At 51.4% G+C, this 23,482-nt stretch carries 24 protein-coding genes; 14 read left to right on the top strand and 10 right to left on the bottom strand.

The genetic code is table 11. The features are described 5' to 3' along the window. The first annotated feature begins 146 nt into the window (after positions 1–146). The 8 genes from J0X12_RS10880 to J0X12_RS10845 all read left to right on the top strand — a co-directional run bounded on the left by J0X12_RS10880 (position 147) and on the right by J0X12_RS10845 (position 6,933). Positions 147–884: a PIG-L deacetylase family protein gene (locus tag J0X12_RS10880; protein WP_207045562.1), complete on the top strand. Its 738-nt coding sequence runs from the start codon at positions 147–149 to the stop codon at positions 882–884. Further along, positions 884–1,555, top strand: a complete 672-nt coding sequence (locus tag J0X12_RS10875) for a 4-carboxy-4-hydroxy-2-oxoadipate aldolase/oxaloacetate decarboxylase (protein WP_207045560.1) — start codon at positions 884–886, stop codon at positions 1,553–1,555. The genes J0X12_RS10880 and J0X12_RS10875 overlap by 1 nt, the downstream gene beginning before the upstream one ends. Beyond that, a complete protein-coding gene (locus J0X12_RS10870) occupies positions 1,548–2,603 on the top strand; it encodes a 4-oxalomesaconate tautomerase (protein WP_207045558.1) in 1,056 nt (351 codons plus the stop codon). Before J0X12_RS10875 ends, J0X12_RS10870 begins: the two co-directional genes overlap by 8 nt. Positions 2,604–2,613: 10 nt before the next feature. Next, positions 2,614–3,501, top strand: a complete 888-nt coding sequence (locus J0X12_RS10865; protein WP_207045556.1) for an amidohydrolase family protein — start codon at positions 2,614–2,616, stop codon at positions 3,499–3,501. Positions 3,502–3,514: 13 nt separating this feature from the next. Then, on the top strand, positions 3,515–3,880 hold the full coding sequence (locus J0X12_RS10860) for a protocatechuate 4,5-dioxygenase subunit alpha (protein ID WP_207045554.1): 366 nt from the start codon (positions 3,515–3,517) through the stop codon (positions 3,878–3,880). Then, a complete protein-coding gene (locus tag J0X12_RS10855) occupies positions 3,873–4,721 on the top strand; it encodes a class III extradiol dioxygenase family protein (RefSeq protein ID WP_207045552.1) in 849 nt (282 codons plus the stop codon). The genes J0X12_RS10860 and J0X12_RS10855 overlap by 8 nt, the downstream gene beginning before the upstream one ends. 92 nt (positions 4,722–4,813) lie before the next feature. Further along, positions 4,814–6,313: a glycerol kinase GlpK gene (glpK, locus tag J0X12_RS10850; RefSeq protein ID WP_207045550.1), complete on the top strand. Its 1,500-nt coding sequence runs from the start codon at positions 4,814–4,816 to the stop codon at positions 6,311–6,313. A gap of 20 nt (positions 6,314–6,333) precedes the next feature. Beyond that, entirely contained in the window at positions 6,334–6,933 is a 600-nt protein-coding gene (locus J0X12_RS10845) for a 2-hydroxychromene-2-carboxylate isomerase (RefSeq protein ID WP_207045548.1), read from the top strand. Here the strand turns inward: J0X12_RS10845 and J0X12_RS10840 are convergent. Genes J0X12_RS10840 through J0X12_RS10830 form a run of 3 tightly spaced genes read right to left on the bottom strand, consistent with a single transcriptional unit; the run spans position 6,930 to position 9,168 of the window. Next, a complete protein-coding gene (locus J0X12_RS10840; RefSeq protein WP_207045540.1) occupies positions 6,930–7,757 on the bottom strand; it encodes an ABC transporter substrate-binding protein in 828 nt (275 codons plus the stop codon). The genes J0X12_RS10845 and J0X12_RS10840 overlap by 4 nt on opposite strands. After that, positions 7,754–8,470 (bottom strand): ATP-binding cassette domain-containing protein, encoded by a 717-nt coding sequence (locus tag J0X12_RS10835; RefSeq protein WP_207045538.1) that lies wholly within the window; start codon positions 8,468–8,470, stop codon positions 7,754–7,756. The genes J0X12_RS10840 and J0X12_RS10835 overlap by 4 nt, the downstream gene beginning before the upstream one ends. Beyond that, entirely contained in the window at positions 8,464–9,168 is a 705-nt protein-coding gene (locus tag J0X12_RS10830) for an ABC transporter permease (protein ID WP_207045529.1), read from the bottom strand. Before J0X12_RS10830 ends, J0X12_RS10835 begins: the two co-directional genes overlap by 7 nt. Positions 9,169–9,401: 233 nt before the next feature. Between J0X12_RS10830 and J0X12_RS10825 the strand changes: the two genes are divergently transcribed. Continuing rightward, the gene (locus tag J0X12_RS10825; protein ID WP_207045527.1) at positions 9,402–10,166 is read left to right on the top strand and encodes a DeoR/GlpR family DNA-binding transcription regulator; all 765 of its coding nucleotides are present in this window, start codon (positions 9,402–9,404) and stop codon (positions 10,164–10,166) included. 119 nt (positions 10,167–10,285) lie between these two features. Continuing rightward, a complete protein-coding gene (gene glpD / locus J0X12_RS10820; RefSeq protein ID WP_207045525.1) occupies positions 10,286–11,788 on the top strand; it encodes a glycerol-3-phosphate dehydrogenase in 1,503 nt (500 codons plus the stop codon). On the opposite strand, the gene J0X12_RS10815 is transcribed toward glpD, so the two are convergent. Continuing rightward, complete coding sequence (locus tag J0X12_RS10815) at positions 11,785–12,687, bottom strand: DMT family transporter (RefSeq protein WP_207045523.1); 903 nt, start codon at positions 12,685–12,687, stop codon at positions 11,785–11,787. The genes glpD and J0X12_RS10815 overlap by 4 nt on opposite strands. A gap of 297 nt (positions 12,688–12,984) precedes the next feature. Between J0X12_RS10815 and J0X12_RS17415 the strand changes: the two genes are divergently transcribed. Further along, on the top strand, positions 12,985–14,046 hold the full coding sequence (locus tag J0X12_RS17415; protein ID WP_207045521.1) for a DegT/DnrJ/EryC1/StrS family aminotransferase: 1,062 nt from the start codon (positions 12,985–12,987) through the stop codon (positions 14,044–14,046). A 54-nt stretch (positions 14,047–14,100) separates the two neighbouring features. On the opposite strand, the gene rffA is transcribed toward J0X12_RS17415, so the two are convergent. Continuing rightward, entirely contained in the window at positions 14,101–15,231 is a 1,131-nt protein-coding gene (rffA, locus tag J0X12_RS10805) for a dTDP-4-amino-4,6-dideoxygalactose transaminase (RefSeq protein WP_207045518.1), read from the bottom strand. Between the two features lie 275 nt (positions 15,232–15,506). Here rffA and J0X12_RS10800 point away from each other — a divergent pair, with 275 nt between their 5' ends. From J0X12_RS10800 to J0X12_RS10790, 3 genes are all read left to right on the top strand, one after another. Next, on the top strand, positions 15,507–17,054 hold the full coding sequence (locus J0X12_RS10800; RefSeq protein WP_273543414.1) for an AMP-binding protein: 1,548 nt from the start codon (positions 15,507–15,509) through the stop codon (positions 17,052–17,054). A gap of 89 nt (positions 17,055–17,143) precedes the next feature. After that, positions 17,144–17,485: a heat shock protein HspQ gene (gene hspQ / locus J0X12_RS10795; RefSeq protein ID WP_207045514.1), complete on the top strand. Its 342-nt coding sequence runs from the start codon at positions 17,144–17,146 to the stop codon at positions 17,483–17,485. 108 nt (positions 17,486–17,593) lie between these two features. Beyond that, complete coding sequence (locus J0X12_RS10790; protein ID WP_207045505.1) at positions 17,594–18,652, top strand: alcohol dehydrogenase; 1,059 nt, start codon at positions 17,594–17,596, stop codon at positions 18,650–18,652. Between the two features lie 63 nt (positions 18,653–18,715). Here the strand turns inward: J0X12_RS10790 and J0X12_RS10785 are convergent, their stop codons facing one another. From J0X12_RS10785 to J0X12_RS10765, 5 genes are all read right to left on the bottom strand, one after another. Further along, positions 18,716–19,933 (bottom strand): ABC transporter substrate-binding protein, encoded by a 1,218-nt coding sequence (locus tag J0X12_RS10785; protein WP_207045503.1) that lies wholly within the window; start codon positions 19,931–19,933, stop codon positions 18,716–18,718. Positions 19,934–20,001: 68 nt separating this feature from the next. Continuing rightward, the gene (locus tag J0X12_RS10780) at positions 20,002–21,009 is read right to left on the bottom strand and encodes a branched-chain amino acid ABC transporter permease (RefSeq protein ID WP_207045501.1); all 1,008 of its coding nucleotides are present in this window, start codon (positions 21,007–21,009) and stop codon (positions 20,002–20,004) included. Between the two features lie 4 nt (positions 21,010–21,013). Continuing rightward, on the bottom strand, positions 21,014–21,886 hold the full coding sequence (locus tag J0X12_RS10775; RefSeq protein WP_207045499.1) for a branched-chain amino acid ABC transporter permease: 873 nt from the start codon (positions 21,884–21,886) through the stop codon (positions 21,014–21,016). Between the two features lie 9 nt (positions 21,887–21,895). Further along, the gene (locus tag J0X12_RS10770) at positions 21,896–22,609 is read right to left on the bottom strand and encodes an ABC transporter ATP-binding protein (protein ID WP_207045497.1); all 714 of its coding nucleotides are present in this window, start codon (positions 22,607–22,609) and stop codon (positions 21,896–21,898) included. Further along, a complete protein-coding gene (locus tag J0X12_RS10765) occupies positions 22,606–23,367 on the bottom strand; it encodes an ABC transporter ATP-binding protein (protein WP_207045495.1) in 762 nt (253 codons plus the stop codon). The genes J0X12_RS10770 and J0X12_RS10765 overlap by 4 nt, the downstream gene beginning before the upstream one ends. Positions 23,368–23,482: the final 115 nt, after the last annotated feature.

Raw genomic sequence — 23,482 nt, 5'->3', positions numbered from 1 at the left:
AATATTTTCCTCATAGAGCATCTGGCTATAGGAAAAAATTATATCATGAATGTGAATTTGAAATAGAAAATTCGCCCCAACAGGAAGATGGTACAAAGAGAAGCAGAAGAACGATCGGACAAACGTTCGCAAGTTAGGAGCAGAAAATGTCAGAGAATAAAACGGCACTTGTTATCAGCGCCCACGCCGCCGATTTCGTCTGGCGTTGCGCTGGGGCCATCGCCTTGCACGAGGAAAAAGGCTATGACGTGACAATTGCCTGCCTCTCTTTCGGGGAGCGCGGAGAAAGCGCGAAACTTTGGAAGCAGGAAGGCGGTACGACGCTCGAGGCCGTGAAGAAAGCGCGCCGTATCGAGGCGGAGAATGCCGCAAAGGCGCTGGACGCCCATGATATCGTATTTTTTGACCTCGGTGACTATCCGCTGGAAGTGACGCGTGACGATAAGTTCAAAGTGGTTGACCTGATCCGTAAAGTTCAACCGAATTTCATGCTGAGCCACTCGCAGTATGACCCCTACAATACAGATCACAGCTTTGCGACCACGCTGGCCATGGAATGCCGGATGATTGCGCAGGCCTGGGGTCATAACCCGGGAGAGAAAGTTCTGGGCGCCCCGCAGCTCTACCTGTTCGAACCGCACCAGACCGAGCAGATGGGATGGAAGCCCGATGTCTTCCTTGATATCACGTCCGTCTGGGACAAGAAGCGTGCTGCCATCGAATGCATGCAGGGACAGGAACATCTTTGGGATTACTACACAAATGTAGCCGAAAACCGTGGCAATCATTTCCGGCGCAACTCCGGCGGTCAGGCGGGCGGGCGACCGGCACGATATGCTGAGGGGTTCCAGTCGATCTATCCGCGTACCGTGGATGAACTGTGATGGCTGTTGTTGTACAGAATATAAAACGGGCCGATGCCGAGGTGATCTCGCGACTTGCGAAGTGCGGCGTCGCCACCGTGCATGAGGCGCAAGGCAGAAAAGGTCTCCTTGCCTCCTACATGCGGCCGATATATTCCGGAGCATCTATTGCCGCCTCCGCAGTTACCATATCCGCTCCGCCGGCGGACAACTGGATGGTCCATGTCGCGATCGAGCAGGTAAAACCGGGCGATATTCTTGTTCTGGCTCCCACCTCCCCGTCGGATGCCGGCTATTTTGGCGATCTCCTGGCAACCTCCATGCAGGCACGAGGCGGGGTCGGATTGATCATCGACGCAGGCGTCCGGGATATCCGCGATCTCACTGCAATGAAGTTCCCGGTCTGGTCAAAAGCAGTTTGCGCCGAAGGAACGGTGAAGGAGACCTTGGGGTCGGTCAATATCCCCATCGTTTGCGCCGGCGCCCTCGTCAATCCGGGCGATGTGATTGTCGCCGATGATGATGGAGTCTGTGTTGTCCAGCGGGAAGAAGCTGCCAACGTAGCCGACAAAGCGGAGGCCCGCATAGCCAACGAAGAAGAGAAGCGCAAGCGACTGGCGGCCGGAGAATTGGGCCTTGATATGTACAAGATGCGTGAACGGCTTGCAGAGAAGGGCCTGAAATATGTCTAGCGCCCCCTGCATATGGATGCGCGGCGGGACGTCGAAGGGGGGCTATTTTCTGGAAAGCGACTTACCGTCTGGCAAATCCGAACGCGATGCTTTTCTGCTCAGCGTTATGGGTTCCCCTGACTTGCGGCAAATTGACGGGATGGGAGGTGCGGACCCGTTGACCTCCAAGGTCGCAGTCATTCGCCCCTCGACGCGCGATGGTGTTGACGTTGACTATCTTTTTTTGCAGGTGATGGTCGATCAGCCAATTGTTACGGACGCCCAAAATTGCGGCAATATCCTTGCTGGGGTCGGCCCATTTGCAATTGAACGGGGCTTGGTCAAGGTTAAGGGCGACGATACAGACGTGACCATCTATATGGAAAATACGGGTCAAACAGCAATTGCACGGATCCCGACACCTAACGGGCGTGTTTCCTATGCGGGGACGGCGACGATTGATGGCGTGCCCGGCAGCGCCGCCCCCATCCCGATCACGTTCACAGAGACTGCCGGCTCTACATGCGGCGCACTTCTACCAACAGGAAATGCCTGCGATGTAATCAACGGTGTCGAGGTGACAATGATCGACAACGGCATGCCCTCGGTGGTTATGCGCGCGTCAGACATGGGGATCACAGGCCGAGAAACACGGGAGGAGCTCGAAGCAAACGAGCCGCTTAAAGAACGTCTGGAAGCCATTCGCCTGCAAGCAGGTCCAAAGATGAATTTGGGCGATGTGATAAACAAGACAGTTCCGAAAATGTGCATGGTCAGCAAGCCGCTCTCCGGCGGGGCAATCTCTACCCGGACTTTTATTCCGCACCGTTGCCATGCCTCTATCGGCGTTCTGGGCGCGGTAACAGTCGCGACCGCGGCCGCACTTGAAGGCTCCCCAGCTGCGGAACTGGCCGTCATTCCCAATGGCAGACGGAAGGAGCTTAAAATCGAGCATCCTATCGGTGAGACGACTGTAGTTCTGGAAATGGATAATGTGGGCGGAGTTGAGAGCGCGGCCATCTTACGGACAGCCCGCAAGTTATTTGATGGCGTTATCTTCGCCCAATAAGGAAGAAAAAATGGACCCGGATTACCTGCCCTTTCACCCCAATCCATCTAGACCCAAGTTCAAGGTGCCGAAAGGCGCGGTTGACGCCCATTGCCATGTCTTTGGACCTGCGGACAGGTTTCTTTATGCGCCAGAGCGGAAGTACACCCCGTGCGACGCACCCAAAGCCAAGCTGTTTGAGCTTCGGGATTATCTCGGCTTTTCCCGCAATGTCATTGTACAGGCCTCCTGTCATGGCCGGAACAATGATGCTCTTGTAGATGCCCTGAAATCTTCGGGTGGGCTCGCACGCGGCGTTGCCGTTGTTGGCCCCGATATAACAGATGCAGAACTCACAAACATGGACGCGGCGGGTGTACGGGCTGTGCGCTTCAACTTTGTGAAAAGGCTGGTAGATGCGACCCCGAAAGAAGTTTTTCTTGGCATTGCCGATCGTATCGCGAAACTTGGTTGGCATATTGTCGTTTATTTCGAGGCGCCGGATCTTGAAGAGCTGGTCCCGTTCCTGAAACAGCTGCCCACCACGGTTGTTGTTGATCATATGGGGCGCCCGGACGCCACCAAGGGCGTCGATCATCCAGACTTTCAGCGGTTTGTAAATCTGCTCGAAGAAAATGAGAATTTCTGGACCAAGGTAAGCTGCCCGGAGCGGTTGACCGTGGCTGGACCACCGTATGATGATGTAATTCCATTTGCCAAATATCTTGTGGAACGGTTCCCGGACCGTGTCCTCTGGGGAACGGACTGGCCGCACCCGAACATGAAATCCCATGTACCTGATGAAGGAATTCTGGTCGACGTAATCCCAAGAATAGCCGTCACAAAGGACGCGCAACAGCGACTGCTGATCGATAATCCCTTGCGGCTTTACTGGCCGGAAGAAACAAGCCCGTCTTGAAGGGAGACACCCAATGAAAAGCCTGGCAGGCAAGAAGCCCATTCCCGGCACAATGGTCTTTGAGGGCCGCATGGCTATGAAGGGATATGCGCTCAACAAAATGTGCTTTTCCTTCAACAAGGCGGAAAACCGGGACGCCTTCAAAGCGGACGAAGACGGCTACTGCACAAAATATGGCCTGACGGATGAGCAACGCGACGCTGTCAAGAAACGTAACGTGCTCGCCCTTCTGAACCTTGGCGGCAATATATACTATCTCGCGAAACTGACCGGAATGTTCGGCCTCAACATGCAAGACATTGGCGCGCAGCAGGCAGGCATCAGCCTCGAGGAATTCAAGGCCAAGCTACTGGCCGCAGGAGAGACGAAAAATGGCTAGATTAATCGGCGGTGTTGGCAGCTCTCATGTTCCGGCAATTGGCAACGCAATAGAGCAAGGCCTGATATCAGACCCTTATTGGGCCCCCTTTTTCGACGGATATAAACCCGTCTGGAACTGGATGGAGGAGAAGAAGCCCGACGTAGCAATCCTCGTTTACAATGACCATGGCTTGAACTTCTTTCTCGATACCATGCCAACCTTCGCCATTGGCGCTGCGGCTGAGTACCAGAATGCCGATGAAGGATGGGGCCTGAAGCCGCTTGATCCTTTTCAGGGAGATCCCGAGTTTTCCTGGCATATAATCGACAGCCTGATTCATGATGAGTTTGATATTACCATGTGTCAGGAAATGCTGGTGGATCATGGATTCACTGTGCCTATGTCCCTCATGTGGCCGAAACAGGAACAACGCGATCAGGTGAAGGTCATCCCGCTCTGCGTGAACGTGGTGCAGTATCCCTTCCCCACGGCACGCCGCTGTCTCAAGCTTGGGGAGGCAATCGGTAAGGCCGTAGCGTCCTATGATAAAGATTTGGATGTTGTCATCCTGGGGACAGGAGGCCTTTCACATCAACTCGACGGGGAACGCGCCGGCCATACTAACCGGGAATTCGACACGGAATTCCTGGAAAAGCTAAAGGACGAGCCCGAATGGCTGCTTAAATATTCCAACTATGAACTGGCTGAGATTGTGGGACCGCAGGGAGTGGAAATGATCATGTGGTTGATTATGCGTGGTGCCCTTGGCGATAACATTCGGGAGCTGTCCCGCAATTATCATATCCCGATTTCCAACACGGCCGCCGGTGTAATCTTGTTTGAAAATGAGGCTGTCTGACGGACGGAGTTAAAACGGGCTGGTCTATCCCGTTCGCGCATGTCAATATTCCCTTCAGGGAATTTGCGACTATGTAACGGACGAATCACAAGATGACAGGATATATCCTCGCCATTGATCAGGGCACGACATCGAGCCGGGCCATCCTCTTCGATAAAGATTACCGACCCGTTGCCATCGGCCAGCAGGAATTTAAGCAACATTTTCCAGCGTCGGGGTGGGTTGAGCATGACCCGGAGGAAATCTGGAGTACCACCGTTGCGACGGCAAAGGAAGCGCTGGCTAAGGCAGAGGTAACAATCAGCAAGGTTGCGGGCATAGGTATCACCAACCAGCGAGAAACTACCGTGGTCTGGGACCGCGAAACCGGCAAGCCAATTCATAACGCCATTGTCTGGCAGGACCGGCGAACGGCGGATTTCTGTAGCAAATTGAAGCAAGAAGGATTGGAGCCATCCTTCACAGAGAAAACCGGCCTGCTGCTCGATCCCTATTTCTCCGGCACGAAGATCGCCTGGCTTCTCGACAATGTAGCGGGCGCGCGCGAGGCCGCGGAAAAAGGCCGGCTCGCGTTCGGGACGATCGATAGCTTTCTTCTCTGGCGGCTGACAGGTGGCAAGGTTCATGCGACCGACGCAACCAACGCCAGCCGTACATTAATCTACGACATTCACCTAGGTGAATGGTCCGACGAACTTCTGGACATTCTTAATATTCCTAAATCCCTTTTGCCGGATGTCCGGGATTGCGCCGCAGACTTTGGGATGCTGGACCCTGATATTCTGGGTGGGTCAACCAAAATCGCGGCGATCGCCGGGGATCAGCAGGCGGCGACCGTGGGTCAGGCCTGTTTCAAGCCCGGCATGATGAAGTCAACCTATGGGACCGGATGCTTCGCCCTGCTGAACACGGGAGAAACACCTGTCAAATCCAACAACAAGCTTTTAACGACGATAGCCTATCAACTGAATGGGAAGCCAACCTATGCACTAGAGGGCTCTATCTTCGTTGCTGGTGCCGCGGTGCAATGGCTGCGTGACGGTCTGGGCATCATCGAAAATGCTTCCCAATCAGGTGAACTCGCGGAACATGCGGATCCCGGTCAGCAGGTTATTATAGTGCCGGCTTTTGTCGGGATTGGCGCGCCCTATTGGGATGCGGATTGCCGGGGCGCCATATTCGGGCTGACCCGCGCCGCCGGTCCGAAGGAATTCGCGCGTGCCGCACTGGAGAGCGTCTGCTTTCAAACGCGTGACCTGCTCACGGCCATGCATGACGATTTCACAGATAACCATGAAACTGTATTGCGGGTCGATGGCGGAATGGTTGCCTCAGAATGGACGATGCAGCGTCTCGCCGATATCTTGGGCGCACCAGTCGATCGTCCCGCGACAACAGAAACCACCGCGCTTGGCGCCGCCTATCTTGCAGGCCTGCAGACAGGTTTTTACCCCCCTATCGACGAGTTTTCCGAAAGTTGGCATCGGGACAAGCGCTTTTCGCCGACAATCGCCCCCCAGGAACGGGACGCCGCCTATGCCAAATGGCAGGATGCAGTTCGGCGTACATTAACCAGCTATTCGATAAAATAAAGCTGATAAGGGAAACCACAATGTCGACAATAGAATACTACTATGCTGGTTACTCTGCCTATGCCTACCTCGGGCATGCTGAATTGTTGCGGATCGCCAAAGCCGCAAAACGCAGGATTGACCATCGCCCTTTTGATTTGCGCAAACTTATAGAAGCCTCAGGAGCACCGGCGTTCGGAAATCGGTCCGACGCCCATAATAATTATTTTTTTGGAAGAGAAATCATACGCTGGGCAGAGTTTAGGGGCATCCCGGTCCTGAAAGGGACACCAACCCATCACCATCACGACATCACGCTTTCCAACTGTATGCTTATCGCCGGATTGGTTCAGGGACTTAACATCGACAGACTCTCCCACGAGATGCTGCGCGCGCATTGGGCCGAAGATTTCGACCTGGATGATCCTGATGACCTTCGAAAAATAGGGGAAAGAGCCGACGTCGATGCGGAACCGCTACTAAAGGCGGCGACATCGGATGACGTGCGAAGAATCTATCAACAGAATACCGAGGAAGCCATAAAACAGTCGCTCTTTGGCTCCCCCACCTATTTTGTTGATGGCGATATGTTTTATGGGCAGGACCATCTCGAGGTTATGGCCCACACTCTTGGTGTTTAGCTGTCGCTATCCAGGGTACCGGCGTTTGGCGTGAAGAGCCGTTCCCCGGCAATCTCGTAATCGCCGATCATTTTTTGCGCTTTTGGGCTAACCAGCCATTGTTCCAGCTTTGTCGCCAGTTCCTTTTTTACATGGGGATGCTTCTGCGGATTGACCGGCAGGTAAGCATATTGATTGAAAAGAACAGGATCGCCGGAGAACAACAAGACTAGATCTCCCTTGTTCTTGAAGTTGAGCCAGCTTGCCCGATCCGCAAAAACATAACCATTCATTCCGCTCGCGGTATTGAGCGTTGCGCCCATCCCGGAACCACTGGCCCGATACCAGGTCCCCTTAAACTTCTCAGGATCCAACCCCGCCGCCGTCCAAAGAGCCCGCTCCTTGCGATGAGTGCCGCTATCATCACCACGGCTCACAAATATCGCGTTCCTGTCTGCAATCGCCGTGAGGGCCTCGGCCGCCGACTTGGCATTCGCAATGCCGGCTTCATCTGACCTGGGGCCGATCAGAACAAAATCATTGTACATAATCTCCCGCCGATGCGTCCCATATCCCTCCCTCACAAATTCCTCTTCCGCCCACCGCGAATGAACAAGTACCGCATCCACGTCCCCGGCGCGCCCGAGCTTGAGCGCCTGCCCGGTTCCGACCACGAGTAAATACACGTCTATCCCTGTATCTTTCTTGATCGCGGGGATCAGGATGTTCGACAGGCCGGAGTTATGAAACGACGTTGTCACGGCCATTTTCATGTCATCGGCAAATGCGTTTGCGTTGGCCAGCGCCAACAGAGCGAACGCCGCGAAACAGAACCTGAATTTCATACCAAAAGATCTCCCCTTAAAAATTTTCTTGCTTCTTCCGATTGCGGATCGTCGAAGAAGGTATCTGCGGTGGCGCGTTCATGAACCTTTCCATGATACATAAACAAAATTTCTGTTGCGAGGCGCCGTGCCTGACCAAAATCATGGGTTGCCATAATGACGCGCGTCCCTGCCTCAACTGCAGCACGGATCAGCCCTTCAATCTCCAGGGTCGCCGCTCCATCAAGATTTGCGGTTGGCTCATCAAGAAATAATACCTCCGGTTTGGTGATAAGCGCCCGGGCCATGGCCAGCTTCTGCTTTTCCCCACCGGATAATACCGATGCATCGTTATTCCCCACATCGCGAAGACCAATATCGCCAATCCATTTTTCCGCCTCGGCGCGCGCGGCCTTTTTTACAACACCCCGGACATAAAGCGGATAGGCAATATTCTCTATACCCGAGCGACGCAAGACAACAGGTGCCTGAAAGACGAAGGATTGTCGGCTATAAGTGTCGCCTTTTCTTGCTGCCCACCTAACCGTGCCGCTCGTCGTCCGCTCCAGACCATGCAGCAACCGCAGCAAAGTGGTTTTTCCGGCGCCATTGGGCCCGATAACTATACTGCAGCCCTTTCCCCCGAAAGTCAGGTTGAGGGGGCCAATTATGTCCTTTGTCCCCTTTCGTACAATGGCGTTCTGCAGTTCTACGGGCAGAATAGTCTCTACCATGTCCCCTCCCGTTCAGTTCGGGAGAGAACATGGATCGAGAGATTTATCAGGATCGCGATGGAAATCAGAATGATGCCAAGCCCGAGCGCGAGGGGAAAGTCTCCCTTTCCAACCTCAAGCGCGATTGCTGTCGTCAGGACCCGGGTGAGATGATCAATATTACCCCCGACAATCATGATTGCCCCGATCTCCCCGATCCCGCGTCCGAACCCGGTAAGCGTCGCGGTCAGAAGGCTGCGTCGACCATCCCAAAGTAATGCCTGCATGCGCTGCCATTTTGTCGTTTTGATTGAGATGAGCAGATCATGATAGAGAAACCACAGTTCACGCATCGATTGATGAGCAATGGATGCAATGATAGGTGTCACTATGATCACCTGGGCAATTATCATTGCAGTTGGTGTAAACAGAAGATCAAGAACCCCGAACGGACCGGAGCGAGAGAGCAGGATATACACGAATAATCCGACGACAACAGGTGGAAGCCCCATCAAGGCGTTCAACAAGGCGATCGCGAACCGACGGTACCTGAAACGGGTCACGGAGAGCCACGCCCCAAACGGCAACCCAATAGCCGCGGATATGAAAACGGCCGACAAGGTCACCTGTAAGGACCTGAGGGAAATTTCAACCAGATCGTGATCCAGATGAATTATCAACCCGAATGCCGATTGCAATCCTGCCAAGAGATCATTCATACTGATTTGGCTCTAGATGTTCCGGAAATCTTATTGTCACCTTCTTATTCTCCCGAACGCCTGCTCGCTTGTCTTACTTGGAAGCGACGCTCCAAAAGATGAATACGCCACTCGTCAGAACGACGCAACTAATCCGCGTCGAGTAATCGGAATTCAATACCAATCGAGAATATTTTTCTTTCCAACTGGCGCACTAAAGTCAGTATACTCGCCAGAAAAGAGGAGAATAATAAATGCATTTGACCACCCGTCAGGCCGAAATTGTCGAGCTAGCAAAAACACAGGGACGCGTGCAGGTCGATGAACTGGCGGCGCATTTCAACATCACCCCCCAAACCATTCGAATGGATCTGAACAGCCTATGTTCCAATAATATCCTGGTCCGGCTCCACGGCGGCGCCGTCTTTCCGGAAGCCCGGGAAAATGTCGAGTATGAATCTAGGCGGCAAATTGCAGCGAAAGAAAAGGCCGCCATCGGGGAAGCGACGGCCAAGCTAATTCCCGATCATTCTTCTCTTTTCATTAATATCGGAACCACAACAGAGGCCGTGGGGCAAGCCCTGGTTAATCACACAAGGCTGATGGTGGTAACAAATAATATCAACGTAGCCAACAGCTTACGCCTGTATCCATCGTTCGAGGTAGCCATCGCGGGTGGCGTTGTTCGCCCGTCCGACGGGGGCATTGTCGGCGAAGCCGCCATAGATTTCATCAATCAGTTTCGTGTCGATTATGCCGTCATTGGCACGTCGGCGATTGATCCGGACGGCTCGCTGCTTGATTTTGATTTTCGCGAAGTCAAGGTTGCCCAGGCGATCATCTCTAACGCCCGCCATGTCGTACTTGTCGCTGATTCCACTAAATTTGACCGACGGGCCCCAGTCGTAATCGCACAAATGGCGCAGGTCGACACGCTGGTAACCGACCGCGTAACCAAGCCATCAATCCGTCGCATATGTGCCGACGGGGATGTCCGGGTCATCGAGGTTGCCCCCTAGCTTTCATAAAACGAAAATAACTTCAGGAAAATATTTTCCTTTTATTTTCATTTATACGATATAAATCTTCGCTGTTGGCGGTAAAGTTGCAAAATTGCAGTTCGGGAAAGCTTTGGATTATGACGGCAGATTTTGACATTTTCGTAATCGGCGGAGGCATTAATGGCTGCGGAGTAGCCCGCGATGCGGCAGGCCGAGGTTACTCCGTCGCCCTTTGCGAAATGAATGACCTTGCCAGCGGCACCTCTTCAGGATCGACAAAACTCATTCATGGCGGCCTCCGCTATCTGGAGCATTATGAGTTCCGACTGGTCCGAAAGGCTCTTCAGGAGAGAGAGATACTTTGGGCCAATGCGCCACATATTATCTGGCCTCTGCGTTTTATTTTGCCTCATCACAAGGGCCTGAGGCCCGCCTGGCTTCTAAGGCTCGGGTTATTTTTTTATGACCATCTTGGTGGCAGGAAGAAGCTGCCCGCGTCAAAATCGCTCAATCTCCATAAAGATATTCCCGGGAATCCGTTAAAGGAGGAATTTTCAAATGGTTTCGAATATTCCGACTGCTGGGTGAACGATTCACGCCTGGTTGTCCTGAATGCGATGGATGCCGCCGCTCGCGGCGCGATCATTGAAACACGCACAAAATGTATTGCTGCCGCCCATAAGGACGGGCTCTGGCATGTCACAACACAGGATACAGCGAGCGGCCAAACCACAACCAGATCAGCGCGAATGATCATTAATGCCGCGGGCCCCTGGGTCGACAACATTATTCAGGCCGCATCCCACTCACCGACCTCTCCCAACGTTCGCCTGGTTCAGGGGAGTCATATTGTTGTCCCGAAACTTTATGAGCATGACAGATGTTACATATTCCAGAACGCGGACGACCGCATCATTTTCGCCATTCCTTATGAGAACGACTACACATTAGTTGGAACGACTGACCAGGATTATGACGGGGATCCTGAGAATGTAGAGATCAGTGACGCGGAAATTTCCTACCTCTGTGGCGCGGCGAGTGAGTATTTTGAGAAGCCGGTTCAACAGAAAGACGTTGTCTGGACTTATTCTGCCGTGAGGCCGCTTTTCGACGATGGCGCTACCAAAGCGCAGGAAGCGACCCGCGATTATGTCTTGCAATGGCAATCGGATGAGGAAACCGCGCCCCTTCTGAATATATTTGGCGGCAAAATAACCACTTATCGCCGCCTTGCGGAAGCAGTCCTCGAATTAGCGGAGCAGAAGCTTGGGCGAAAAAGCGGGGACTGGACCCTGAAAGCACCGCTCCCAGGCGGTGATTTTCCCATGGACGGATTTCCGGACCTCCTCTCGAAAGTTCGTGATAGCTACCCATTCCTGGAGCGCGGCCAATCAGAACGCATGTTACGCGCTTATGGCACACGCCTGTTTGACCTCTTGGAAAAAGCGTCAAGTATCGCCGATCTGGGCACCGATTTCGGCTGCGGCCTGTTCGAGAAAGAGGTGCGATATCTGATGGACCATGAATGGGCGAGAACGGCCGATGATATCCTGTGGCGTAGAAGCAAAATTGGGATCGGCATGACGAAAAAACAGATTACCGCCCTCAATAGCTGGATGATGGCAGCAAGCGGAGATTAGTCGGACCGGGTCAGCTTAACCCCCAACAGCACAATTGCGGCGCCAAATATCTGAATTATTGTAATCACTTCATCGAGCAGGATAACAGAGCTCAAGATGGCGACAACGGGGATGAAAAAGCTGTACACCATCCCCTTGGTAATGCCGAGGCGAGCTATTCCTGCACAATACCAGACGAAAGCGAGAGCGGCACCGAAAATAGCGGTAGACGCCCAGCTCAGCCAGCCCAGCGTCGAAATACCAGCCCAGTTCTGCTCGATAAGGTTGGGACTCCCGATCAGGTTCAATATTATTGATCCGAATAACGTCGCCCAGGCAGTTACCAGCAGAGGCCCGCGCTTGGCGACAAGGGGACCGGAGACATATGTATAAAGCGCCCACATCATCGATGCGCCGACAATCAGCATGTCCCCAACTATCGTGCCGGCACTAAATGTAATTTCTGTCAGGCTGTTATTAATTACGACAGCGACACCGAGGAAGGACAGAAGTATGCCGATCCAAGCTTTGGTACTGGGTCGGTTCCCCATCGTTGCGGCAATCAAAGCCCCAAAAATGGGCGACGTCGTGATCAAGACGGAGGCTTTTGATGCGGATGTCAGACTGAGACCGTACGCCCATCCGCCCTGAAACAGGGCGACGCTCAACAAGCCAATGATGACAAGCATCCCCGCCTCTTTGACCGAAATTCGAATTGCTGCATTTTTGAAAAGGAGAATTCCAAATAGAAGAAGACTTGCCGCAAGATAACGTGTGGCCGAAAAAGTAATCGGATCCATGAAATCCAAGGCATATTTCGCGATCGGGAAATTAATACCCCACGCAAGAACAGCGCCGATTAAGAAAAGATCACCGCTCTTTATTCCACTACTCTTCGAGTCAACGGAATCATTGCTCATTGCGGCTTCTCCGTCCGATTGTTATTTTTTGCAATTTTGTTATATTGGCGGCTCCCTCTATGAAATGATAGACTATTTTTCCATTTGCACAGAATGCCCGGTTCATAGAGTTGGTTCGCAGTACATTATTTTAATTGCATATGGTTTCACGCACTATACTAATAGTAGCATCTCCCGTAATCGCTTTTTTTGATTGGTAAACAGAAAATTCAACTTTTATCGTTTATGATAAAATTACGTAAAAGTTGAACATTCATCCAAGTATCGAAAATATTCCGAATTTAAGGCCATATGATTGTGAAATTATCTGATAACAATGCAAAAATGCCATTTGTAGAGAACAAACGGCCGGACATGGCTTATGTTGAGAAGCTTCTCGAGCAGTGCATAAAAACCAATATGTGGGCGAACCGAGGGCCGCTTTATCACCTGCTCGCAGACAAGTATAATAAGCATTTTAATCTTTCTGCCGATCTTGCCATAACGCCATGTGCAAATGGGGGTATCGGTCTGGAAGCATTGGCGAGATTTCTCGAAATCAAATTTGACAAACCGATCCGCTGGGTCGGCAGTTCTTTCAGCTTCAACAATCTGGGACGTGGCTATTTCAACGATATGCACTTTGTTGATTGCACGGAGGAGGGAATACTGAGTCTGGCGTCGCTTGAAGAATTTGGCATGGCCAACTTTGATGGCTTCATCCTCACCAACCCTTTCGGCGCATGGCACGATTTTGATCCATTTATCAAATTCGCCAGGAAACATAAAAAATTCATGGTGATCGACAATGCGGCGGGGCTCAATGAAAAGCTTCCTGACTGGCCGTATCAAAGCTTCAGCCTGCATCACACGAAGCCTTACGGCGCCGGTGAAGGAGGATTGGTTCTGTCGCCAAGGGACGAAATGGAGTCAATTTACAATCTTTTGAACTACGGGCCCATCAGTGCGACCGAAAAGAAGCACTGGATCAATAACGGGAAAGTGTCAGACATTGCCTGCGCGTTTCAAATTGACCGGTTAAGCCGCGTCGATGAGTGGAAACCTCTCTATCTTGAGCAAACAGCAAGAGTGACCGAAATTGCTTCAAAGGTGGGACTGCGACCGCTTTACACATTCGACAAACTGACCCCGGCAACCAGTCTGCCGTTCTGTGCTGAAAATCCTGTCCGACAGGCAGACGTGGATGCGGCGCAACATCTGATGCTCGCAAAATACTATCTCCCGCTCGCGGAGACTCCGAACTGTACAGATATTTACCGCCGTCTTGTCAACATTCCGTGTCATCCGGATATCGCATTCTTGACAGAAGAAAAACTGATTGAAGATTTTGCGAGACTGACGTCAAAACATAACTCGTGAAAAGACGCGCAATTTGCGAGAGGATTGTTTTTGATCAATCCTCTCGCAAATTATTCAGGATCCGAAAAAAGAATAAACCGCAGAAATTACATTTTCTTGTTCTTCTTCGGTTAAACCCGCATAGAGCGGTAACCTCACAAGTCTGTCAGAGGTACTTTCCGTATGATGCATATCCCCATGTGATCGCCCGATCTTCTTGCCAACCGGGGAATTATGCAGCGGAACATAATGAAAATAGGTATGAATGTCGCGAGCCGCCATATAGGAAATGAAGGCTGTGCGACGTTCCAGGTCCGGCAACATCAAATAAAACATATGAGCGTTATGATTACATGTCTGCGGCACAGTTGGTAATCCGATCAGCTCTCTTTCCAGCAACTCCTGGAAGGCATCGAAATAGCGCTTCCAAATTTTAAGTCGTAAATCTGTGATAATTTCTGCCTGCTCCAGCTGCGCGATCAAGAACGCGGCGGCCATATCACTAACAAGGAAGGAAGAGCCAATATCGCTCCAAGTATATTTGTCTACCTGGCCGCGGAAAAACTGCTGCCGGTTTGTCCCTTTCTCACGAATGATTTCTGCCATTTCAGAAAAACGGCTATCGCGCAATAACAACGCCCCTCCTTCACCGGAGGTTATATTCTTGGTTTCGTGAAATGAAAGAGCCCCAATATCGCCGATTGCACCAAGGGCGCGCCCTTTATAGCTGGCCATGATGCCCTGTGCGGCGTCTTCTATAACGAGGAGGTTATGTCGCTTCGCAATATCCATAACGACATCCATTTCGCAACTTACGCCTGCATAATGGACCGGAACAATAGCTTTCGTTTTCTCGGTAATCGCGGCTTCAATGAGCGTCTCGTCTATATTTTGCGTATCCGGGCGGATATCAACAAATACAGGCGTCGCCCCGCGCAAAGCAAACGCATTTGCGGTCGAAACGAACGTGAATGACGGCATGATAACCTCGTCACCATGCCCAACGCCTGAGAGTAACGCGGCGATATCCAATGCCCCTGTACAGGAATGCGTTAGAAGCACCTTCGAGGCGCCTGTCTGGTTTTCAAGCCAAGTGTGACATTGTTTTGAAAATGAGCCGTCACCAGAAAGATGGCCGCTAAACAAAGCTTGTTGGATATAAGCTGACTCATTGCCAGTTAAATATGGCTTATTGAACATAACCATCAGTTCGTTCCTAAATGACTAATATCCGCCTAATAAACAGTCTAGGGCCGGAAAACAATTAATATATCCATTGGATACGTGAAATATTTTTAGCCTGAATTCGTTAATTTTTCGATCTACAAATTGAGACGAAGAATATGTAGAAATTATGACAAGTGCAGACAAAACCGCAGAAAATAACGCTATATAAATGTTGCAGTTAAAGCCTGTGCAACCTATCCTTTTTCTTAAAATATCTTCCATAAAAAGGAAGAAAAAAAAGGGAGGAACGCGGCATGTATCCAGGGAAGTTTGCGACCCAACACCCTAATAGACCGGCCTTTATTATGGCCTCTTCCGGGGAAATCGTCACCTATCAGGAGTATGAGGAAAGGACGAATAAACTCGCCCATTTCCTGCAGCAAAAAGGACTCTCTCACGGCGATCATTACGCGATCTTCATGGAAAACAACGCGTGGTATTTTGAAAGCTGTGGGTCTGGGGAACGGGCGGGCCTGTATTACACCTGCGTCAATTCCTACCTGACGCCGGAAGAACTGACCTATATTCTTAATAACAGCGAATCAAAAATACTCATCACATCGGAAGCAAAAAAGGAAGTCGCGCGAGAAGCGTTGAAATCCTGCCCAAATGTCCTGATGGGAATTGTTGTTGATGGCGAATCCGATGATCAGTTTGTTAATCTTCAGGAGGCAGTTAAAGACTGCCCCGCGACACCACTGGAGAATGAACGGCTTGGTTTGTCCATGCTTTATTCATCGGGCACAACAGGACAACCAAAAGGCATTCTCCGCCCGATGCCCGATAGCCATCCTCTCGAACAAATTCCGCTTTATACATTCCTCCAGAAGCTGTGGCAGTATCGCGAGGATATGGTGTATCTGTCCCCGGCGCCCTTGTACCACTCCGCGCCGCAGGCCGCCTGCAATTTCGCGATCCGTTTTGGCGGAACCGTGATCATCATGGAAAAATTTGATCCTGAACAATATCTCCGGTTAGTCGAGAAATATCAGGTAACGCACAGCCAACTTGTTCCCACCATGTTTTCCCGCATGCTTAAACTTCCAAAAGTAGTGCGGCAGCGGGCCGACCTTTCTTCTCTGGAAATCGCCATTCATGCCGCGGCCCCCTGCCCTGTCCAGGTAAAAAAGGACATGATTGACTGGTGGGGACCGATAATTCATGAATATTATGGCGCCACTGAAGGCCTTGGCTTTACAGCATGCAACAGTGCGGAATGGCTTGCTCACCCTGGTTCTGTCGGCAAAGTGCTCCTCGGAGACCTCCACATTCTGGATGAAGAAATGAATCCATGTCCGGTCGGAACGCCTGGAACCGTCTGGTTCAAGACGGCAACTCAATTTGAGTATTTCAACGACCCGGAGCGAACCAAAGAGGCGCTTTCCCCGGATGGCACCATGAGTACGGTTGGCGACATGGGCTATATCGATGAGGATGGATTTCTTTATCTCACCGACCGGGCGACCTTCATGATCGTCTCCGGTGGCGTGAATATCTATCCGCAGGAATGCGAAAATTTGCTAATCACCCATCCTAAGATCGCGGATGCCGCGGTTTTCGGCGTCCCTAATGAAGATTTTGGGGAAGAGGTAAAGGCCGTTGTGCAACCCATGCCCGGCATCATTCCGGGCGAGGATCTGGCGCTTGAGCTGGACGCCTACTGCCAAGAGCATCTCTCCCCCCAGAAATGCCCGCGCTCTTTTGATTTCGAGGAACAGCTTCCACGCCTTCCCACTGGCAAATTGTACAAACGGTTGCTCAGGGATCGCTATTGGGGGGATAAGAAAAGCCGTATCGTATAAACAGGAAGGCGCTTATATATTTCATTCCGGAATGAATTCTCCCTGTTCAAGGCTTGCCCATAAAGTAAACTCCACTATTATGACACGTCATGAGCAAGGATTCACAAGTCAGGGCAGCCAAGTTTGCGATTGGACAAATCGTAAAGCATCGGGTTTATCCATTCCGCGGGGTCATTTACGACGTCGACCCCACCTTCAATAACAGCGAGGAATGGTGGCAATCCATCCCGGAAGAGGTTCGGCCGAAGAAAGACCAACCGTTCTATCACCTGTTTGCAGAGAACGCCGAAACAACCTATGAAGCCTATGTATCTGAGCAGAACCTCTTAATTGACGACAGCGGAAAGCCGATTTCGCATCCGGCCGTGAAGGACTTCTTCTCAGAGTTGCGCGATGGGCGTTATCTTTTCAGCAACCGCCTGCAGTCCTAGCAAACGGCGGACAGGCGCAACAATCAGGCATAGAAATTCTGGCCGTCGTCCCCGAAACGAGCTAGCATCTTTTCTCCAATTAAAAATAAATAAATGGGGAGAATTACCATGCACTGCCAACAAATTATCCAGTTCGGCGAGCCGCTCGAAGCGCGCGATTATCCGACGCCAGAGCCAAAGGGAACTGAAGTACTTCTGAACGTCGCGGCATGCGGCGTTTGCCATAGTGATTTGCATATTTGGGAGGGTTTCTTCGATCTGGGAGGGGGACAGAAAATGGACCTCCTACAGCGCATGAAACTACCCTTCACCCTCGGGCATGAAGTGGTCGGTGAAGTCGCCGCACTTGGTCCGGATGCGGAAGGCGTGGAGATCGGTGACAAGCGCATTGTCTTTCCCTGGATCGGCTGTGGTAAATGCAATGTCTGCCTGGCAGGGGACGAGCTTCTCTGTATGGCCCCGCAAACAGTGGGCACGCGCTACAATGGCGGATATGCGAACGAGGTAATTGCGCCCCACCCGAAATACCTGATTCCTTATGACGGCGTCCCGACCGAACTCGCCTGCACTTATGCCTGCTCAGGGCTGACGGCCTATAGCGCCCTAAAAAAGCTCTCCCACCTCCGAGAAGACGATCACCTTGTAATCATCGGTGCCGGAGGGGTCGGTCTTTCCGCTGTGCATTTTGCTTCGAGCGTCGTAAAGGCGAAAATCATTGTTGCCGACATTGACGAGACAAAGCGCTCTATCGCCCGTCAATCGGGCGCACATGAAACTATTGATAACAGTGACCCGGAGGCGGCGCTCGCAAAACTTCAGGAAATAACAAACGGGGGCGCTGCAGGTTCCATCGATTTTGTGGGAGCTCCGGCGACCGCTCTTTTTGGATTTAACGGGTTAAGAAAGGGCGGTCATATGGTAACGGTTGGCTTGTTTGGGGATTCCATGCCCCTCTCCATTGCCATGCTGCCGCTTATGATGCGAACGATCCAGGGCTCCTATGTCGGCTCCCTAGAGGAAATGCATGAAATGATGGCCCTTGTTCGGGCGGGGAAAGTGGCTCCAATCCCCTATGAAGTCCGTCCGCTTGATGAAGCCAATAGCGCGCTCACTGACCTGCATGCCGGAAAAGTCAAAGGCCGCATTGTGCTCAGCCCGCTAAAATAGTCATACAAAAAGGGCAGAGGAAACAGACTTCCCCTGCCCTTTATTTTTAGATCAGATATCCGATTAGTTTACGGATACAACCTTGCCCAGAGAGTTAAATTTCTCACCATTAAACTCAACCGGCATCATTGCCTCAATCGGGAAGAAGTCAGTCGGGCTGGTTTGAATTTTAATGCCTGGCAGCATCATATCCAGTTCCAGATCCAGATTAGCAGCTTCCTTCATGATATTTTCACGTGTCAGGTTGTCACCTGCCTGCTTCAATACCTGTTCCATCGTCTGGCCGACAAGATAACCATAGGCCGTGAAGGCACTGGTTTTGTCCCCATCCGGATAGTACTCATCCATGAACTTCGACCACTTTTTGTATCCTTCTGTCTCGAAGTTATTAGGATCGGTAATATCCATGTAGTACATCAGGGAAATGATACCCTTAGAGTTTTCAAGGCCCGCCGGCTTGTAAACAGCACCGACGGAATTGGAAACAGAGTTATTCAGGAAAACGGCATCCCAGTTCAATTCGCGGAATTTCTTAATAGCCTGTGCCGCGAACTTCGGTGTTGAAACGTTGAAAAAGACGTTGGCGCCGCTGTCTTTCAGCTTGATCATCTGAGAATTGATCGTCGGGTCCGTCACTTCAAAGCTTTCCTCCGCTACAATGATGGAATCAGCCTTGTCGCCAAGATATTCTTTCAGCCCGTGAACGTAATCTTTACCGTAGTCATCATTCTGGTAAAGAATGGCGACCTTCGGGTCTTTCACATTCTCCATGATATAGGCACCAAACAGTTTACCTTCTGTCTGATAGCTTGGCTGCCAGCCCATTGTCCAAGGGAAGTTCTCCGGATCACCCCATTTAGTTGCGCCAGTTGCGACAAACAACTGCGGGACACCTTTCTTGTTCATATAGTTATGAATCGCCGAGTTTGTTGGCGTTCCGAGGCTTTCGAAGATGAGCAATACTTCATCCTGCTCAACCAGCTTGCGGATCTGTTCCTTCGTTTTTGGTGGGCTATAGCCGTCATCCAGCGAAATAAACTCGATCTTACGACCGTTTACGCCACCATTTTCCTTATTAATCTTGTCGAAATAGGCGGCTGTCGCCTTGCCAATCTGGCCGTATGCAGCCGCTGGGCCGCTATAAGGCATTGTGTTACCGATTTTAATGGAATCATCGGTCACACCCGGCCCGTACATCTTGTCAGCTAATGCTGACGTCGCAGCCATGCCCATTGCGGCAACGGCGGCGAAGGTAATCGCTAATTTTCTCCCGGTATTCATTAGTACCTCCTGTTTATTATTACCATATCGTGTCGATACGAAATTTCTTCACGCATACAACTAAGAGTTTATAGCATATTTTTTATGCGAACTCTTAGCAGATTTACCAACCCTGCAAAACCTGAGGGCATGACATAAATTACTAGGATAAGGATAACGCCAAAAATGGCGTAGGAAAGACCTGTGGAAATTTCTTCCGCAAAATTCGGGACTGTCAGTATGAAAAAGCCACCAAAAATTGCCCCCCAGATTGAGCCGGTTCCTCCAACAACCATGCCAATAAACAGCAAGATCGAAAGCTGGAAAGTAAAGCTGTCCGGCGCGACAAACTCGATTACGATTGCCGCCATTGCGCCAGCGATACCCGTATAGAAGGCGCTGACACCGAAGGTAAGGGATTTATATAATGAAGAGTTCACGCCCATTGATTTAGCCGCAATAGGATTATCCCGGATTGCCATCATCGCGCGGCCTGTCCGGCTGTTGATCAGGTTCCAGGCAACCCAGAACAACAACAGCATCACCACAAAGACGATCAAGTACCACCATTGGTCCATAGTGATCCCAAAGTTCTCCTTCAGGAAGGCCGGTACTGCAGGGCGGAATACATCCAAGCCCTGAACCCCGCCGGTCAACCCTTCCAGATGCGACGATTTCAGGACTTGCGGTATCGATACGCCCAGAGCAAAGGTTGCCAGGGCAAGATAAAGGCCTTCCAGGCGCAACGCCGGCAAACCAAACAAGAACCCGGCAAAGAAGCAAACCACGCCCCCTACCGGGATGGCCGCATAAACCGGCCAATCGAGATGATAGACCAGAATGGCCGCTGTATAGGCGCCAATTGCATAAAAGGCGCTATGACCAAGCGAGAACTGCCCATTAAAACCCGTCAACAAGTTCAGGCCCAAAATCGCAATGGCGTAGATCATTATCAAGGTGCCCTGGAAGGTTGCATACCCCCCAAGGAAAAAGGGCAGGATTGCGCCAATCACAATGAACGGGATGACCCACTTAAAGGGAATTTTTGCAGCGGCTTCCATATTCGTATCCATACGCGTTTCTACATCCGTTGCCATATTTTTACACCCTGGTCACAATGGTTTTACCAAACAAGCCGTTTGGCTTGAACAACAGGACGGTTACAATCAGGATCAGAGCGACCGTCAATTTCAATTCACTTCCAATTGCCGGGATATATGTCCCCGCCAAATTCTCAATGATCCCGACCAGAAATCCGCCCGCAACAGCGCCACCCGGGCTTGATATTCCGCCAACGATCGCAGCGGCAAAGCCGTACAACAGAATGCCCAGCATCATATTCGGCTCGAGGAAGACGATCGGTGCGATCATCATGCCGGCCACCGCGCCAATCGCTGCCGCCAAGCCCCACCCCAGGGCCAGCATCCAGCCAACCCGGATACCGACAAGACCGGCTGAATCCGGATTCGCCGCCGCCGCCTGCATGGCCATTCCAACCCGCGTAAAGCGGAAAAAGCAGAAAATGGCGAGCAACAGCAGCAACGTTACAAAGAACATGCCGACTTCATGCAACCCAATCAGGCCGCCGAAAGAGCCTTCGGGAAAGGGCGATGGAAAGGTTTTGATATTGTGATCCCAGATCGCCCCGGCCGTACTGTTGAATATGGCGACGAGGCCAATAAAGACCACGATGTGGCTCAGAACCGGCGCACTATGCAGTGGCTTGAAAATTATCCGTTCAATTGCCAATCCGCCGAGGAAGGAAATGATAATCGTTGCAAAAAACGCTAGCCAGTAGGGAACTCCGCCAGCGATCAACGCCCAGCAGATATAGGTACTGAACATCGCCATTTCACCCTGTGCGAAATTGAAATGATCGATGGCCTGATAAATCATCACAACCGCCAATGCCAGGCATGCGTAGATCGCGCCGTTTGCGATACCGGTTAGTATTTGCTGTAGAAAAAGATCCATGGGAACGTCCTAATACCCTAAGTAGGACCGACGAACGGTCTCATTTTCAAGAATTGACTCCGAGGTGCCGGAAATGACGATATTTCCCGTTTCCAGCAAATAGGCGTGATCCGCCAAATCAAGGGCGAGCGACGCATTTTGCTCAACCAGCAACATGCTCACCTTTTCCTCAGCATTGATCCGTTTCAAGATTTCAAAGAGTTCCTGAACAATCAAAGGCGCAAGGCCGAAAGAGGGTTCATCAAGCAACAACAACTGCGGCCGCAGCATCAAGGCGCGTCCGACAGCCAACATCTGTGCTTCACCGCCGCTCAGTGTGCCGGCCTGTTGATTTCGCCGTTGCTTTAGAATGGGGAAATAGCCATATACCCGCTCTATATCCTCGGCGATACCCGCCCTGTCGCTCCGGCTGTAGGCACCAAGACGCAAATTGTCTTCGGCCGACATTCTGACAAAGGTGCCGCGCCCTTCCGGGACATGAGCAATCCCTTTTCTCGTAATATCCGCGGTTTGCAGGGCGACAAGCTCAGTGCCATCCAGCTCAATCTTTCCTTTTCGCGTGACCATCCCGCTAATTGCGCGCAAAGTCGTTGTTTTTCCGGCGCCGTTTGCGCCGAGAATTGTTGTAACGCCGCCCCGCTCAAGACTGAAATCCAGCCCATGCAGAACTTTCGTCGGGCCGTATGACGCTTCAAGGCCCTTTACTTCAAGCAAATGACTCATTTCTTGCCTGTCCCCAGATACGCTTCAATAACATCAGGATGTTGCTGGATTTCAGCGGGTGGCCCTTCCGCAAGTTTACGACCAAAGTTGAGAGCTACAACTTTCTCGGAAACTTCCATGACCACGCCCATATGGTGCTCCACCAAAAGAACCGTCGTGCCGAACTCATCTCGAATACGACGGATAGTATCCACAAGAAGAGACAACTCATTGTGGTTAAGGCCGCCTGCGGGCTCATCCATCAACAGGAGCTTCGGACGACTTAACAATGCACGGGCAATTTCAAGGCGCTTTTGTATACCGAACGACAGACCGCCAATCCGCTGCAACGCCGTATCTTCCAGCTCCATAAACCGCAGCATCTCAAATGCCCGTTTACGAAGCTCCTTCTCTTCCCGTTTTATCCAGGGTAAGTGCAGGGCGTTGCTTATATAGTCCGACTTTGCCGTCGAATGTCCGCCAATCATAATGTTATCGAGAACGCTTAGATTGGAGAAAAGAGCAAGGTTTTGAAAAGTCCGGCCAAGCCCGATCTCACTCATCCTGTGTACGGGGCTTTTCAGTATGGATTCCCCGTTAAAGAGGATGTCGCCCCAATTCACGTCATAGAGACGACTTATGCAATTAAACAGGGTCGTTTTCCCGGCCCCATTTGGTCCAATCAACCCGACAATTTGGCCAGAGGGAATATCAAAAGACACTCCGTCCAACGCGACGATGCCGCCGAAATGAACGCTTACATCTTGAACACTTAACAAGGCGTCGCTTGCTGAAGCGTCCGTAGAAGCTAAATTATCTGTGTTTTTGTTCACTCATAACTAATGGCTGCACGAGCTCCCAGATGCATCTTCAAACATTCTATGAATACGCTTC

It is taken from the genome of Sneathiella sedimenti (assembly GCF_017313765.1).
In the GTDB taxonomy this organism is placed as follows: Bacteria; Pseudomonadota; Alphaproteobacteria; order Sneathiellales; family Sneathiellaceae; genus Sneathiella; species Sneathiella sedimenti.
The sequence above is the reverse complement of the archived record's forward strand: the minus strand, read 5'-3'. Positions and strand labels throughout refer to the sequence as shown.

Excerpts from the sequence above, each read along its gene's own strand:
- J0X12_RS10880 (WP_207045562.1), top strand. The coding sequence starts at position 147 with ATGTCAGAGAATAAAACGGCACTTGTTATCAGCGCCCACGCCGCCGAT.
- J0X12_RS10875 (WP_207045560.1), top strand. The coding sequence starts at position 884 with ATGGCTGTTGTTGTACAGAATATAAAACGGGCCGATGCCGAGGTGATC.
- J0X12_RS10870 (WP_207045558.1), top strand. The coding sequence starts at position 1,548 with ATGTCTAGCGCCCCCTGCATATGGATGCGCGGCGGGACGTCGAAGGGG.
- J0X12_RS10865 (WP_207045556.1), top strand. The coding sequence starts at position 2,614 with ATGGACCCGGATTACCTGCCCTTTCACCCCAATCCATCTAGACCCAAG.
- J0X12_RS10860 (WP_207045554.1), top strand. The coding sequence starts at position 3,515 with ATGAAAAGCCTGGCAGGCAAGAAGCCCATTCCCGGCACAATGGTCTTT.
- J0X12_RS10855 (WP_207045552.1), top strand. The coding sequence starts at position 3,873 with ATGGCTAGATTAATCGGCGGTGTTGGCAGCTCTCATGTTCCGGCAATT.
- glpK (WP_207045550.1), top strand. The coding sequence starts at position 4,814 with ATGACAGGATATATCCTCGCCATTGATCAGGGCACGACATCGAGCCGG.
- J0X12_RS10845 (WP_207045548.1), top strand. The coding sequence starts at position 6,334 with ATGTCGACAATAGAATACTACTATGCTGGTTACTCTGCCTATGCCTAC.
- J0X12_RS10840 (WP_207045540.1), bottom strand. The coding sequence starts at position 7,757 with ATGAAATTCAGGTTCTGTTTCGCGGCGTTCGCTCTGTTGGCGCTGGCC.
- J0X12_RS10835 (WP_207045538.1), bottom strand. The coding sequence starts at position 8,470 with ATGGTAGAGACTATTCTGCCCGTAGAACTGCAGAACGCCATTGTACGA.
- J0X12_RS10830 (WP_207045529.1), bottom strand. The coding sequence starts at position 9,168 with ATGAATGATCTCTTGGCAGGATTGCAATCGGCATTCGGGTTGATAATT.
- J0X12_RS10825 (WP_207045527.1), top strand. The coding sequence starts at position 9,402 with ATGCATTTGACCACCCGTCAGGCCGAAATTGTCGAGCTAGCAAAAACA.
- glpD (WP_207045525.1), top strand. The coding sequence starts at position 10,286 with ATGACGGCAGATTTTGACATTTTCGTAATCGGCGGAGGCATTAATGGC.
- J0X12_RS10815 (WP_207045523.1), bottom strand. The coding sequence starts at position 12,687 with ATGAGCAATGATTCCGTTGACTCGAAGAGTAGTGGAATAAAGAGCGGT.
- rffA (WP_207045518.1), bottom strand. The coding sequence starts at position 15,231 with ATGGTTATGTTCAATAAGCCATATTTAACTGGCAATGAGTCAGCTTAT.
- J0X12_RS10800 (WP_273543414.1), top strand. The coding sequence starts at position 15,507 with ATGTATCCAGGGAAGTTTGCGACCCAACACCCTAATAGACCGGCCTTT.
- hspQ (WP_207045514.1), top strand. The coding sequence starts at position 17,144 with ATGAGCAAGGATTCACAAGTCAGGGCAGCCAAGTTTGCGATTGGACAA.
- J0X12_RS10790 (WP_207045505.1), top strand. The coding sequence starts at position 17,594 with ATGCACTGCCAACAAATTATCCAGTTCGGCGAGCCGCTCGAAGCGCGC.
- J0X12_RS10785 (WP_207045503.1), bottom strand. The coding sequence starts at position 19,933 with ATGAATACCGGGAGAAAATTAGCGATTACCTTCGCCGCCGTTGCCGCA.
- J0X12_RS10780 (WP_207045501.1), bottom strand. The coding sequence starts at position 21,009 with ATGGCAACGGATGTAGAAACGCGTATGGATACGAATATGGAAGCCGCT.
- J0X12_RS10775 (WP_207045499.1), bottom strand. The coding sequence starts at position 21,886 with ATGGATCTTTTTCTACAGCAAATACTAACCGGTATCGCAAACGGCGCG.
- J0X12_RS10770 (WP_207045497.1), bottom strand. The coding sequence starts at position 22,609 with ATGAGTCATTTGCTTGAAGTAAAGGGCCTTGAAGCGTCATACGGCCCG.